General features: G+C 66.6%; 13 protein-coding genes. 8 read left to right on the top strand and 5 right to left on the bottom strand.

The window, feature by feature from the left end; translation table 11 throughout:
• The first annotated feature begins 259 nt into the window (after positions 1 to 259).
• The 7 genes from AC3WON_RS24195 to AC3WON_RS24165 all read left to right on the top strand — a co-directional run bounded on the left by AC3WON_RS24195 (position 260) and on the right by AC3WON_RS24165 (position 7,828).
• On the top strand, positions 260 to 946 hold the full coding sequence (locus tag AC3WON_RS24195) for a hydrolase (RefSeq protein WP_010812814.1): 687 nt from the start codon (positions 260 to 262) through the stop codon (positions 944 to 946).
• 60 nt (positions 947 to 1,006) lie between these two features.
• Entirely contained in the window at positions 1,007 to 1,828 is an 822-nt protein-coding gene (locus AC3WON_RS24190; RefSeq protein WP_492352888.1) for an alpha/beta fold hydrolase, read from the top strand.
• Positions 1,829 to 1,833: 5 nt separating this feature from the next.
• Entirely contained in the window at positions 1,834 to 3,774 is a 1,941-nt protein-coding gene (locus tag AC3WON_RS24185; protein WP_492317374.1) for an amidohydrolase, read from the top strand.
• A 34-nt stretch (positions 3,775 to 3,808) separates the two neighbouring features.
• Positions 3,809 to 4,258 carry a DoxX family protein gene (locus tag AC3WON_RS24180; protein WP_492317375.1) on the top strand — a complete coding sequence of 150 codons (450 nt, stop codon included), beginning with the start codon at positions 3,809 to 3,811 and terminating at the stop codon, positions 4,256 to 4,258.
• On the top strand, positions 4,255 to 5,880 hold the full coding sequence (locus tag AC3WON_RS24175) for an MFS transporter (protein WP_492352887.1): 1,626 nt from the start codon (positions 4,255 to 4,257) through the stop codon (positions 5,878 to 5,880). Before AC3WON_RS24180 ends, AC3WON_RS24175 begins: the two co-directional genes overlap by 4 nt.
• A 160-nt stretch (positions 5,881 to 6,040) precedes the next feature.
• Complete coding sequence (locus AC3WON_RS24170) at positions 6,041 to 7,501, top strand: aldehyde dehydrogenase family protein (RefSeq protein WP_492352886.1); 1,461 nt, start codon at positions 6,041 to 6,043, stop codon at positions 7,499 to 7,501.
• Between the two features lie 39 nt (positions 7,502 to 7,540).
• Positions 7,541 to 7,828, top strand: a complete 288-nt coding sequence (locus tag AC3WON_RS24165) for a XapX domain-containing protein (RefSeq protein WP_492317378.1) — start codon at positions 7,541 to 7,543, stop codon at positions 7,826 to 7,828.
• Positions 7,829 to 7,836: 8 nt separating this feature from the next.
• Here AC3WON_RS24165 and AC3WON_RS24160 read toward each other — a convergent pair whose 3' ends face one another.
• Positions 7,837 to 8,811, bottom strand: coding sequence for a tripartite tricarboxylate transporter substrate-binding protein (locus tag AC3WON_RS24160; RefSeq protein ID WP_492317379.1), 975 nt, complete (start codon positions 8,809 to 8,811; stop codon positions 7,837 to 7,839).
• Between the two features lie 178 nt (positions 8,812 to 8,989).
• Between AC3WON_RS24160 and AC3WON_RS24155 the strand changes: the two genes are divergently transcribed.
• A complete protein-coding gene (locus AC3WON_RS24155) occupies positions 8,990 to 9,919 on the top strand; it encodes a LysR family transcriptional regulator (protein ID WP_010812822.1) in 930 nt (309 codons plus the stop codon).
• Between the two features lie 402 nt (positions 9,920 to 10,321).
• On the opposite strand, the gene AC3WON_RS24150 is transcribed toward AC3WON_RS24155, so the two are convergent.
• From AC3WON_RS24150 to AC3WON_RS24135, 4 genes are read right to left on the bottom strand one after another with little or no spacing between them, the layout of a single operon-like run.
• Complete coding sequence (locus AC3WON_RS24150; protein ID WP_492317381.1) at positions 10,322 to 10,636, bottom strand: hypothetical protein; 315 nt, start codon at positions 10,634 to 10,636, stop codon at positions 10,322 to 10,324.
• A 48-nt stretch (positions 10,637 to 10,684) separates the two neighbouring features.
• A complete protein-coding gene (locus tag AC3WON_RS24145; RefSeq protein ID WP_492317382.1) occupies positions 10,685 to 11,119 on the bottom strand; it encodes a hypothetical protein in 435 nt (144 codons plus the stop codon).
• Positions 11,120 to 11,151: 32 nt separating this feature from the next.
• Entirely contained in the window at positions 11,152 to 12,063 is a 912-nt protein-coding gene (locus tag AC3WON_RS24140; protein ID WP_492352885.1) for a hypothetical protein, read from the bottom strand.
• Positions 12,060 to 12,668, bottom strand: coding sequence for a C39 family peptidase (locus AC3WON_RS24135; protein ID WP_492317384.1), 609 nt, complete (start codon positions 12,666 to 12,668; stop codon positions 12,060 to 12,062). Before AC3WON_RS24135 ends, AC3WON_RS24140 begins: the two co-directional genes overlap by 4 nt.
• Positions 12,669 to 12,775: the final 107 nt, after the last annotated feature.

Below are 12,775 nucleotides of genomic sequence, written 5' to 3'. Positions count from 1 at the left end.
CCCCCAGGCAGTAGTACCCACCCCGCAGCGCTGGGCAGCGCCCTCACGCCCGCCATTTCCCGCCACGGCCCGCCGCCCGACTGCATCTTCCGATTATTCGCAAATCGCGAACACTGTCCTCGGACTTTGCTCCGTAGTCAGTGCACGGCGCCTTGCCTACTATGCACGCACACCAGACGAATGCTACTGGTGAACGAATGCAGCGGTAGCGGCCACTAACTTCTTAGCCTATCCAGGCGCCCCCTGACCGGAGATCATCATGACGAACCCCAAGCTCGAAGTCCTGACCCCGCAAAACAGCCAGCTGATCTTTATCGACCACCAGCCGCAGATGGCCTTCGGGGTGCAGTCGATGGACCGCCAGGCCTTGAAGAACAACACCGTCGGCCTGGCCAAGGCGGCGAAGATCTTCAATATCCCGACCACCATCACCACGGTGGAAACGGAGTCGTTCTCGGGCTTCACCTACCCGGAACTGCTGGATGTGTTCCCGGACCACAAGCTGCTGGAACGCACCTCGATGAATTCCTGGGACGACCAGAAGGTGCGTGACGCCCTCAAGGCCAACGGCCGCAAGAAGGTGGTGGTGTCCGGCCTGTGGACCGAAGTCTGCAACAACAGCTTTGCCCTTTGCGCCATGGCCGAAGGCGACTATGAGATTTACATGGTGGCCGATGCCTCCGGCGGCACCTCGAAGGAAGCCCACGACTACGCCATGCAGCGCATGGTCCAGGCCGGCGTGGTGCCGGTCACCTGGCAGCAGGTGCTGCTGGAATGGCAGCGCGACTGGGCCCACCGCGACACGTATGACGCGGTGATGAAACTGGTCAAGGAGCACTCGGGCGCCTACGGTATGGGAGTGGATTACGCGTACACCATGGTCCACAAGGCCGCGCAGCGCACCGCCACGCCGCATGAGGCGCTGGCCGCGGTGCCTGCCCGCTGAGCCGGCACTGAACCCGCCGCAAGCTCACCCGATCCCTTGATTGCATCCAGGAGCCCCATCATGAGCACCATCACGACGCAGGACGGCACGCAGATCTTCTACAAGGACTGGGGCAGTGGCCAGCCCGTGGTCTTCTCCCACGGCTGGCCCCTCAATGCCGACGCGTGGGACGCGCAGATGCTGTTCCTGGTGCAGCAGGGGTTCCGGGTGATCGCCTATGACCGTCGCGGCCATGGCCGCTCGGACCAGCCGGCGCAGGGCAACGACATGGACACCTATGCCGACGACCTGGCCGCGCTGCTGGACGCGCTGGACCTGCGCGATGCCACGCTGGTGGGCCATTCCACCGGTGGCGGCGAGGTGGCGCACTACATCGGCCGCCATGGCACCGGCCGTGTCGCCAGGGCGGTGCTGATCGGCGCGGTGCCGCCGATCATGCTCAAGACCGCGGCCAACCCCGGCGGGCTGCCGATCGATGTGTTCGACGGCATCCGCAAGGGCGTTGCCGACAACCGCTCGCAGTTCTACCAGGACCTGGCGACGCCGTTCTTCGGCTTCAACCGGCCAGGCGCCAAGGCCTCGCAAGGCACCATCGATGCCTTCTGGGCGCAGGGCATGGCCGGCGGCATCGTGGGCCAGTACGCCTGCATCAGGGAATTCTCGGAAGTGGACTATACCGAGGACCTGAAGAAGTTCGACGTGCCCACGCTGATCCTGCATGGCGATGACGACCAGATCGTGCCCATCGACGCTTCGGCGAAGCGGTCGGTGGAACTGGTCAAGGGCGCGACCCTCAAGGTGTATCCGGGCGCTTCGCACGGCATGTGCGTGGTCAATGCCGACCAGGTCAACGCCGACCTGCTGGCCTTCCTGAAGGCCTGAGCCCGATGTCAGTCACCCGCCGGCAATTTATCGCCTCGGCCGCCGCGCTCGGCGCGGCGCCTCTCTCGGAGACCTTCGCCATGTCGCCTGGCAGCCAACCCAGCCTCATCCTCGTCAACGGCAAGTTCGCCACGCTCGACAAGTCCAGGCCGCAGGCGGATGCCGTTGCGATCCGCGACGGACGCTTCGTCGCCGTCGGCACGCGCCAGGACATCATGAGGCTGGCCGGCGCGCAGACCAAGGTGGTCGACCTGAATGGCCGGCGGGCCATTCCCGGGCTGATCGACAGCCATATGCATATCATCCGCGGCGGCCTGAACTACAACATGGAACTGCGCTGGGACGGCGTGCGCTCGCTCGCCGACGCCATGCGCATGCTGAAGGAACAGGTCGCGCGCACGCCGGCGCCGCAATGGGTGCGGGTAGTGGGCGGCTTCACCGAGCACCAGTTCGCCGAGAAGCGGCTGCCGACCATCGAGGAACTGAATGCCGTGGCGCCCGACACCCCGGTCTTCATCCTGCACCTGTACGACCGCGCCATCCTGAACGGCGCCGCACTGCGTGCCGTTGGCTACACCAAGGACACGCCGAACCCTCCGGGCGGCGAGATCGTGCGCGATGCACGCGGCAATCCCACCGGCCTGCTACTGGCCAGGCCCAACGCGACGATCCTCTACGCCACGCTGGCCAAGGGGCCGAAGCTGCCGCCCGAGTACCAGAAGAACTCGACACGCCATTTCATGCGCGAGGTGAACCGGCTCGGTGTGACTGGCGTGATCGACGCCGGCGGCGGCTACCAGAACTATCCCGAGGACTACAACATCATCGAGGAGCTGCACAAGGCAGGGCAGCTCACGGTGCGCCTCGCCTACAACCTGTTCACGCAGAAGCCCAAGGAAGAGCTGAGCGACTTCAAGACCTGGACGTCGACCGTCAAGCCAGGCCAGGGCGACGACCTCTACCGCCACAACGGCGCCGGCGAGATGCTGGTCTACACCGCTGCCGATTTCGAGGACTTCCGCGTCGAGCGCCCCGAGATGGCGCCGTCGATGGAAGCCGACCTGGAGCCGGTGATCCGCCTGCTGGCCGAGAAGCGCTGGCCGTGGCGCCTGCATGCGACCTATGACCAGACCATCACGCGCGCGCTCGACGTCTATGAAAAGGTCGCCAAGGACATCCCGTTCAACGGCCTGAACTGGTTCTTCGATCACGCCGAGACCATCTCCGACCGCAACATCGACCGCATCGCCGCGCTTGGCGGCGGCATCGCCGTGCAGCACCGCATGGCCTACCAGGGCGAGTACTTTGTCGAGCGCTACGGTGCCAAGGCCGCCGAAGCCACGCCGCCGATCAAGAAGATGCTCGAGAAGGGCGTCAAGGTCGGCGCCGGCACCGATGCCACGCGCGTGGCCTCTTACAACCCGTGGGTGTCGCTGTACTGGCTGACCACCGGCAAGACCGTGGGCGGCATGTCGATGTACCCGCAGGCCAACCTGCTCGACCGCGAGACCGCGCTGCGGCTGTGGACCGAGGCCAATACCTGGTTCTCTTCAGAAACCGGCAAGAAGGGCCAGGTCAAGGCGGGCCAGCTGGCCGACCTGGCGGTGCTGTCCGCGGACTATTTCAGCGTGCCGGGCGACGAGATCCAGGACATCACCTCGGTGCTGACCATCCTCGGCGGCGAAGTGGTCTATGGTGACGGCGACTTCGGCAAGCTGTCGCCCGCCATCCCGCCGGCCATGCCGGACTGGTCGCCGGTGCGGCACGCGGGCGGTTACCAGCCGCGCCCGCAAGCCCAAAAGCTGGCCCTGAACACCGCCTGCGGCTGTGCCAGTTCGTGCGGCGTGCACGGCCATGCGCATGCCAGGGCCTGGACGGCCGGCGTGCCCACCTCGGACGAGAGTACGTTCTGGGGCGCGCTGGGTTGCTCATGCTGGGCGTTCTGATGCCGCTGCATTGCCGATACCAGGAGGCCCGATCATGACTGCCCATCCCATCCTCCCCACGGCGGGCGCGGCGACCCAGCCCGGCGCGCCTTCGGCCTGGCTGCGCTGGCTGGCGCTGCTGGCACTGTCCGCGCCCTACCTGCAGGGTGGACTGGTCAAGGCGGCCGACTTTGGTGCCGCCATCGCCGAGATGCAACACTTCGGCCTGGCGCCGGCCGTGCCGCTGGCGGCAGCCGTGATCGTGCTGGAACTGGGCGCGGGCGCACTGATGCTGAGCGGGCGGCTGCGGTGGCTGGGCGCGCTGGCGCTGGCCGTCTTCACCGTGCTGGCGACCTTTGTCGCCAACCGCTTCTGGCAGGCGCCGCCGGATGCGCGCTTCGGGCAGGCCAACGCCTTCTTCGAGCATATCGCGCTTGCCGGCGGTCTTTGCCTGGTGGCCTGGGAAGACTTGCGGCAACGCCGCGCGGCCAGGGGCCAGGCATGAGCCCGGCCGCCAAGCCCGCGCCCGTCCCCGGTGCCGCCGCCCCGGCCGGCGGCAGCTTCGCGCCGCTGGCGCATGGCACCTTCGCCGTGCTGTGGGCGGCGACGGTGCTGGGCAATATCGGCAGCTTCATGCGCGATGTGGCTAGCGCCTGGCTGGCGACTGACCTGTCGGGCTCGCCCGCCGCTGTCGCCATGATCCAGGCGGCCGGCACGCTGCCGGTGTTCCTGCTGGCGATTCCCGCCGGCGTGCTGTCTGACATCCTCGACCGGCGCCGTTTCCTGATCGTGATCCAGGTGGGGCTGGCAATGGTCAGCGGTTCGCTGATGCTGCTGGCATGGCAGGACGGGCTGACCATCGAACTGCTGATCGGCCTGGCATTCCTGGGCGGCATCGGCACCGCGATGATGGGGCCGACCTGGCAGTCGATCGTGCCGGAGCTGGTGCCGGCCGGTGAACTGAAGCCGGCGGTGGCGCTGAATTCGCTGGGCGTCAATATCGCGCGCGCCATCGGACCGGCCGCGGGCGGCCTGTTGCTGGCCGCGTTCGGCGCGGCGGCAACCTATGGCGCGGACGTGGCCAGCTATCTGTTCGTGATTGCCGCGCTGCTGTGGTGGAAGCGCCCGGCACGCGCCGAAGACCCGCTGCGCGAGCATTTCTTCGGTGCTTTCCGCGCCGGCGTGCGTTTTGCCAGGGCGCACAGCAAGCTCCATGTGGTGCTGCTGCGCGCGGCCTGCTACTTTGCGCTGGGCAGCAGCATCTGGGCCTTGTTGCCGCTGGTGGCGCGCCAGATGCTGCACGGCGGCGCATCGCTGTACGGCATGCTACTTGGCGCGGTCGGCGTGGGTGCAATCCTGGGCGCGCTGGTGATGCCGCGCCTGCAGAAGCGGCTGGACCTGGACCAGCTGATGCTGGCCGCGGCGCTGGCTACCGCGGCGGTGATGGCGGTGCTGTCGGTGGCGCCGCCGGCATGGGTCGCCATGCTGGCGCTGCTGCTGCTTGGCGCCGCATGGATCCTGGCGCTGACCACGCTGGCCGGCACGGCCCAGGCGATCCTGCCCAACTGGGTGCGCGGCCGCGCGCTGGCGGTCTACCAGATGGTGTTCAACGGCGCCATGGCGCTGGGCAGCCTGGTGTGGGGCTTTGTCGCGCAGGGGCTGGGCACGCCGGCGGCGCTGATGATCGCCGCGGCCGCGCTGTGTGTGGCCGCCTTCGTCATGCACCGCGTCAAGCTGCCGCGTGGCGAGGAAGACCTGGGCCCGGCACGGCACTGGCCTGCGCCCGAAGCCGCCGAGGAGGTGGCGCACGACCGCGGCCCGGTGATGATCCTGATCGAATACCGCGTGCGCGCGGCCGACCGCCAAGGCTTCCTGCAAGCCATCCACAAGCTGTCCGAGGAACGGCTGCGCGACGGCGCCTTCAACTGGGGCGTGATGGAGGACCCGGCCGATGCCGAGGCCTACACCGAGTGGTTCCTGGTCGAATCCTGGGCCGAGCACCTGCGCCAGCACGAGCGCGTGCCGCACGCGGACGCAGACCTGCAGCGCGAGGTCGCGCGCTTCCACACCGGCGAAGGGCCGCCGCGGGTGCGGCACCTGCTGGCAGCGGGGCGGCCACTGGAATAAGCAAGCCATAGCGACGGCCTTCCGATCTGCCGCTGCGGAACTCCCCTCTCCCGCTTGCGGGAGCGGGGCAGGGGTGAGGGCAGGCGTGGCGCACCGACACCGCCCTTCAGGCAATGCCGCCACCCTGCCACCTACGCGTTCCCCGTCCCCAAGGATCCCCATGCACAACCAGCTGTTTATCGACGGCCGCTTCGTCGACGCCCTTGACGGGGACACCCTCGACGTCGTCAATCCGCACGACGGCAGCCTGATCACGCGCGTGGCCGCGGGCGCGCAGCTCGATATCGACCGCGCCGTGGCCGCGGCGCGGCGCGCCTTTCCCGCATGGTCGCGCCTCGCCGCCGGCGAACGCGGCAGGCTGCTGGCACGGCTGGCCGACGCCATCGAGGCCGACACGGGTCTGGCCGAGCTCGAAAGCGCCGACACCGGCCACCCCATCCGCGATGCGCGCGGCCTCGACGTACCGCGCACCGCGGCGTGCTTCCGTTACTTCGCGGGCATGGCCGACAAGATCGAAGGCACCGTGGTGCCGGTCGAACCCGGTTTTCTCAACTATGTGCAACGGGCCCCGGTCGGCGTGGTGGGGCAGATCGTGCCGTGGAACTTCCCGCTGATGTTCACCGGCTGGAAGCTGGGGCCGGCACTGGCGGCGGGCAATACGGTGGTGCTCAAGCCGTCAGAGCTGACGCCGCTGTCCGCGCTGCGCGTGGCGGCGCTGGCGGCTGACGTCGGTTTCCCGCCGGGCGTGATCAACGTCGTGCCCGGCTTCGGCAACGTGGCCGGGCAGCGGCTGGCCAATCATCCCGACGTGGACAAGATCGCCTTCACGGGGTCCACTGCCACCGGCCGGCGCATCGTCGAGGCCTCGCGCGCCAACCTCAAGCGCATCCAGCTAGAGTTGGGCGGCAAGGGCGCCAATATCGTCTTTGCCGATGCCGACCTGGATGCCGCCGTGGCGGGCGCGGCCTGGGCCAGCTTCCACAACCAGGGCCAGGCCTGCATCGCCGGCTCGCGCCTGCTGCTGCATGAGGACATCGCCGATGCCTTCCTCGAGCGCTTCGTGGCCCTGGCGCAATCGATCCGCGTGGGCGATCCGGCCGATTCTGCCACCGAGATGGGGCCGCTGACCTCGGCCGCTCACCGCGACCGCGTGCTCGAGTCTGTGGAGATGGCACAGGCCCAGACTGGCACCGTGCTGGCCGGAGGCAAGGCCCCTGCCGACCCTCGCCTGCGCCAGGGCTTCTATGTCGAGCCCACCGTGGTCGCTGCGCGCCCGCAGGACCGCATCGCCCAGGAAGAGGTCTTCGGCCCGGTCGTCACGGTGCTGCGCTTTGCCAGCGACGAGCAGGCGCTGGCCATCGCCAACGCCACGCAATACGGGCTGGGCAACGGGCTATGGACGCGCGACCTGGCCCGCGCGCACCGCCTCGCGCGCGATATCCGCGGTGGCATGTGCTGGGTCAACTGCTACAAGCGCGTCCATCCGGGCAGCCCCTTCGGCGGCGTGGGTGAATCCGGCTACGGGCGCGACATGGGGTTCGAGGCGATGCACGGCTACACCGAGTCGCGCTCGGTATGGATCAACGTGGATGCCGGCATTGCGCCGCACTTTGCGCGCTGAAGCCCGCGCGGCACCACCAATCATTTCAGGGAGAAGGCAATGAAGCTCTATCTGGTATCACTGGCCGCCGGCATCCTGGTCGGCATCATCTATGCACTGCTGCAGGTGCGCTCGCCGGCGCCGCCGGTGGTGGCGCTGATCGGCTTGCTGGGCATGCTGATCGGCGAGCAAGTGGTGCCGCCCGTCAAGCGCCTGCTGGCGGGCGAGCCGGTCACGGTGGCCTGGTTCCGTGGCGAGTGCGTGCCGAAGATCACCGGCGCACCGTCGGCGCCGACGGCGGCTCGCCCGGCTGCGGAAGCAGCACGGGACGAGCCGCAGGCGCACTAGGCATCGCGCTAGCTCAGCGCCAGCGTGCGTTGCCGCGCCAGTTCCGCCCAGCGCGCCGCTTCGGAAGCGACCAGTGCATTCATCGCCTCGCGTCCGCTGGCCACGACTTCAAAGCCATTGTCGTACAGGTACTGCGTGACGGCCGCTTCGCGCAGCGTCTGGCTGACTGCGGCGGCCAGGCGGTCGAGCTGCGCGGCCGGCGTGCCGGCCGGCGCGATCATGCCGACCCAGGAATAGGTGACCAGGCCTGGCCAGGTGTCGGCCAGCGTGGGCACCGTCGGCAGATGCGCATTGCGCGCAGAAGAGCTGACCGCGAGCGCCCGCAGCTTGCCGGCCTGCAGTTGCGCCAGCACCAGCGGCAGGCTGGCGAACATCGAATCGACATGGCCGCCCAGCAGGTCTTTCAGTGCCGGGGCGCCGCCGCGGAACGGCACGTGCAGGCCATGGGTGCCGGCGGCCTGGTGGAACCATTCGGCGGTCAGGTGGTTGGAGCTGCCGATACCCACGGAGGCATAAGACACCTCGCGCCATTGTCGGCATGCCCGCACATAGTCCTGCAGCGTGCGCCACGGCGACGCTGCCGGCACCACCAGCGCCATTGGCGCGCGCACCATATACGACACGCCGGTCAGATCACGCCCGGCGCGGTAAGGCAGGTTCGGGTAGGCCAGCGGCTCGGTCGCATACGAGTCATAGACCAGGCCGATGGTGTGGCCGTTGGCCTTGCTGCGCGCCACGATGCCCGTGCCGATGGTGCCGCCGGCGCCGTCGTGGTTCTCGATCACCACGGTCTGGCCGAGCCGCCGTCCGAGGCCAACATGGACTGCACGCGCGGTCTTGTCGACCACGCCGCCTGGCGCAAACGGCACGACCAGCATCAGCGGGCCGTTGCTGCGCGCTTGTGCGCCGGCGCGGCCGGCCAGCAGCATGGCTGCGGCGCCGCCCAGCACCAGGCGACGGCGATGCAATGCACGGATCTGCATGACGGATCTGCCCCTCGTTCGCTATGATTGCCGTCGAACTGCCTTCTGATCGCGGCCGGGATGTCGCCGCGCCCCACCGTTGTGCAAGCAACCGCGGTACGTTGTCGGCCTTGCTGGCCCGGCGAGGGCCAGATGGTAGCACTGCGGTGGGTCATGATCCTCTTCGCACGGGTTTGCCATGGACCGTTTTCTCAGTATCGAAGCCTTTGTCAGGGTCGCGGACACGTTAAGCTTTGCCGAGGCCGCGCGCCAGCTCGGCGTGACCAATTCCGTCGTCAGCCATCGCGTGCAGCAGCTCGAGAAGTACATCAACGCGCCGCTGTTCCATCGCAGCACGCGGCACGTGCGCCTGTCGGAAGTGGGCGAGACCTACTACCGTCAATGCGCCGACGTGGTCGCCAACCTGGCCGACCTGACCGACCAGATGCGCGACCTGCGCGCCACCCCGGCGGGGCGCCTGCGCATCCAGGTGCTGCCCGGCTTCGCCATTGGCCACTTCGCCGATATCCTGGCCGGCTTCAGCCAGCAGTATCCTGATATCGAACTGGACGTCGTCGTCAACGACCGCGTCATCGACCCGATCGAGGAAGGCTTCGACGTGGCCTTCCAGATCTTCGCGCCCCAGAACGATTCGCTGATCGCGCGGCGCCTGTTCACGCTGCGCCGCATCTTCTGCGTGGCCCCGGAGTTCATTGAGCGCTGGGGCAAGCCGGAGCGGCCGGCGGACCTGATCTGCAGCAAGGTGGCGCTGTACTCCGCCTACCCGACCCGCAACAAGTGGACCTTCTCGCGCGATGCCGAATCGGTCGAGATCGACTTGGCCCCGCGCATGCGCACCAACTCCGTCCACCTGCTGCGCGACTATGCGGTCAGCGGTGCCGCCGTGGTTTGCCTGCCCACGCTGGTCGCCAGCGAAGACCTGCTGGCCGGCCGGCTGGTCCCGGTGCTGCACGACTATGCGCTGTCATCGTTCGAGTTCGCCGCCGTGTATCCGGCCACGCAGCGGCAGGCGCTGAAGGTGCGGGTGCTGGTGGACTACCTGGCGGAAAGGCTGCAGGGCGAGCCGCCGTGGGATGTGCCGTTGATGGAGAGGGGGTGGGTGCGGTGAGGGGGGCGCGGCAAAGTCAGCGGGACTTGCCCGTCTTCTCCGTTTCGTGAACAACGCCCGTTCGCATGGCCTTTGCTTTGGCCCTGGCGGGGGGCGGGCTTTCCGGCGTTCGTCCTGTCGATCTGGCACTGGAGTAACGACACCCATATGCTCACCAACAGTGCGCCGAACGTTTGAAAATAGGCCAGCCCCAGCTTGCCGTGTAGCAGCAACGCCAGAATTGCGAAGTTTGCGAGGAAGATGCCAAACATCGCGCCGATGAGCGCCTGATAGCGACGCCGCCGGATAAGTGGACACAGAAAATACCGGGGAACAAGTGCAACGAATACGATGCCCAAGTAAAAGATTTTGGTAATGTCAGAAGTACTGAGTTGTATATCCGGCATGGCGGGACTCGCGAAATTAACGGCGATCAAGGTCCTTGTAGTAACCCGGATACGCTTGTTCGATGATGCACAAGACCACTGCCATCCAGAAGCTCATCACCGGATTGAACATCGCTTCATAGAAGGGTGGAATCCGGGATCCCGGGAAATAGAAGGTAAGGACAAACAAATTCCCTACAAAGCAGCACAGAAGATGTATCGCAACCGTCAGGTACCGCTCCTTAAATAGCTGCGGAAACAGCAGGTATCTCGGTACGAGCATGAAGAAGACCACCGAGTTGTACAAGCCTTTTACTTTGTCGAAATTGCTGACGCCTAATTCCATAGTCATATTCACCTTGCCCGGCGATGGCGATCCCCGGGCTGTCGGATCAAGGTGTCAGCACGCGCGGACGGCGCAGTCGTCCGGGTTGAAGTCCCGCGGCGGTGGCGGGAGCAAGGGCAACAGGGCCCCTCCTAACGTAGTGATGCTGCCTGCAACAGGCGGCATCGTTGCGGCAATGGCTGCCAATGTCCCGCCGGTAAAGCCCAAGCCGGTGTACCAGGCGAAATCTCTGGCGTTGGGGTTGTCCGCGGCCATAAGATATCCTGCGCCACTGGCAACGGCTGCCCCCGCCACTCCTGCAGCGACCACTATTGGAGCAAGAGATCCTTCGATAGTATCCATCTCCATGCTCGACAACTGGCTGATATGCAGTCCTGGTGTGCTATCCATCCGCTCGATATCGCTGAATGTCACGGGCGCCTTGGCCCACGCGCCGCAGCACAGGCACGCCAGGACAATGGCGGCAGAAGCTCTTGGTACGACTTGCATCGGTAGCTCTCCTTGAAGTCAAAGGTCAACACTCACTGAAAACGTTCCCTTTCGGGCATGGCGCCCAGCTTCACTACTGTGCTGAGCGTTACCTGTGCACCGCCGCGGCCGCTGATATTGGCGTTGCCGCTCAGTGAAATGGTGGTCCGGTCGCTGGCCCGGTAACCCAGCCCGAGGACCAATGCGGTTTGCGTGTTGCGTTGCGAGGGCAAGCCCTGCGGGTCGTCTTCGGCCTGCTGCAATTGCCACTTGATGCCGCCATAGAGCGTCACGGTCTCGTTGACGGCAAAGCCGACCTGTGGCGTCAGCAACAGCACGTTGCCCGGTGTGGGCGAGGCGCCATCATGGCGCGGCAGGTTCAGCCGATAGGCAGCGTTCAGGCTGAGCACGACAGGATCGATGGTGCGATAGAGCGTGCCGCCGGCGGTGAAGCTGCTGAAGTAGGTGGTGGCATCGCCGGTGTGTTCCACGGCACCGGTTTCCAGATAGGCCACCAGCCCAGGACTGCCTCGTTCCTTAAGGAAGCGATGGCTGATGGCCAGCGACAGGCTGGAGAAGTTGGTGTTCGTGCTCGAGCGGTTGCCGACGCCCTCGAACAAGGTGCGCTCGCTGGTATGCGAACCGGTACCGGAGAACGAGAGTTCCGTGTCGGCCGAGTAGCCATAGCGTAGCCCGGCATAAGCGACCAGCGAATCCACATTCCGCGTTTTTGGGATGACACCCGTCGCTACCGGGATGATGTTCTGCCCGACCTGGATATAGATCGGCCCACTAGCCGCGGTGCCATTGGCTTCATGGTTGAAGTACGAAAGCCCCAGGTTTGCGCGCCAGCGGTTCTGTGCCGTCAGCAAGTCCTCCAGCGTCGGCACGATCTGCGCCGACGCGGAACACGGGGCGAAGGCGGTGGCGGTCACCGCGACCATTCTGCGCAGGCGCCACTTCATGGCTGGATGGGCCTCAACGGCAGCCCGCCGAATTTCGCGGGAATTGGCCGCATGAACGCCGCATTGCCGGCCTGCCCCGCCTTGCGCGGCAGCACCACCAGCGCACGGCCGGGATAGTCGCGGCTGGGCCGGGTGGTCCACAGGCGCAGGAAATCGGGGATGGCGTAGATGCGGTTGCCGTACGACGGGTCGGCAAGCTCCACCGAATGCGCGTCGATGCTGCGCAAGACAGAGAAATGGTTGTCGTTGCCTGCGTAGAGAAAGACGATCGCAGGGAGCGCGAGCTGCCGCAGCGCGTCCAGCGACAGCGAATAGCCGCGCGCCTCATAGCCGAAGTGGGCCGCCGCCGCGGACAGCGCGCTGAAGGTGGCAGGGCCCGTCGCGGCGATCTGCTGCAGGACCGCGGCTTCGTCTACCGGATCGCCGTAGTAGTGGTGCAGCAAGGTCGCCAGCGAAGCGGCGCCGCAGGAGTAGTCGAATTTCTGCTTGATCACGCCGGTATCGCGCAGTGCCGTCCATGAGCGCACTGAGGGCGTGCCTACCGCGGTCGCTTCGCAAACCTGGGCTAGTGTCAGAGCGAGAAAGGAAATGGCCTTGCGTTTCATGTCGGGGCGTCTGGAACAAGTTCTGCGAAGTCCGGAGCAGCGCTGAGATGAAAATAGTTCTCATTACTTCCGATATGCCGCAGGTTAGCCACGCCAGCGGGCTTGCG

It is taken from the genome of Cupriavidus sp. FW305-46, from assembly GCF_058787075.1.
This window is presented reverse-complemented; position numbering and strand designations above follow the sequence as displayed.

Bases quoted from the DNA above. Each gene is read 5' to 3' on its own strand.
- AC3WON_RS24180 (WP_492317375.1), top strand. From the start codon at position 3,809: ATGACTGCCCATCCCATCCTCCCCACGGCGGGCGCGGCGACCCAGCCC.
- AC3WON_RS24145 (WP_492317382.1), bottom strand. From the start codon at position 11,119: ATGCAAGTCGTACCAAGAGCTTCTGCCGCCATTGTCCTGGCGTGCCTG.
- AC3WON_RS24135 (WP_492317384.1), bottom strand. From the start codon at position 12,668: ATGAAACGCAAGGCCATTTCCTTTCTCGCTCTGACACTAGCCCAGGTT.
- AC3WON_RS24150 (WP_492317381.1), bottom strand. From the start codon at position 10,636: ATGACTATGGAATTAGGCGTCAGCAATTTCGACAAAGTAAAAGGCTTG.
- AC3WON_RS24190 (WP_492352888.1), top strand. From the start codon at position 1,007: ATGAGCACCATCACGACGCAGGACGGCACGCAGATCTTCTACAAGGAC.
- AC3WON_RS24175 (WP_492352887.1), top strand. From the start codon at position 4,255: ATGAGCCCGGCCGCCAAGCCCGCGCCCGTCCCCGGTGCCGCCGCCCCG.
- AC3WON_RS24160 (WP_492317379.1), bottom strand. From the start codon at position 8,811: ATGCAGATCCGTGCATTGCATCGCCGTCGCCTGGTGCTGGGCGGCGCC.
- AC3WON_RS24140 (WP_492352885.1), bottom strand. From the start codon at position 12,063: ATGAAGTGGCGCCTGCGCAGAATGGTCGCGGTGACCGCCACCGCCTTC.
- AC3WON_RS24185 (WP_492317374.1), top strand. From the start codon at position 1,834: ATGTCAGTCACCCGCCGGCAATTTATCGCCTCGGCCGCCGCGCTCGGC.
- AC3WON_RS24155 (WP_010812822.1), top strand. From the start codon at position 8,990: ATGGACCGTTTTCTCAGTATCGAAGCCTTTGTCAGGGTCGCGGACACG.
- AC3WON_RS24195 (WP_010812814.1), top strand. From the start codon at position 260: ATGACGAACCCCAAGCTCGAAGTCCTGACCCCGCAAAACAGCCAGCTG.
- AC3WON_RS24165 (WP_492317378.1), top strand. From the start codon at position 7,541: ATGAAGCTCTATCTGGTATCACTGGCCGCCGGCATCCTGGTCGGCATC.
- AC3WON_RS24170 (WP_492352886.1), top strand. From the start codon at position 6,041: ATGCACAACCAGCTGTTTATCGACGGCCGCTTCGTCGACGCCCTTGAC.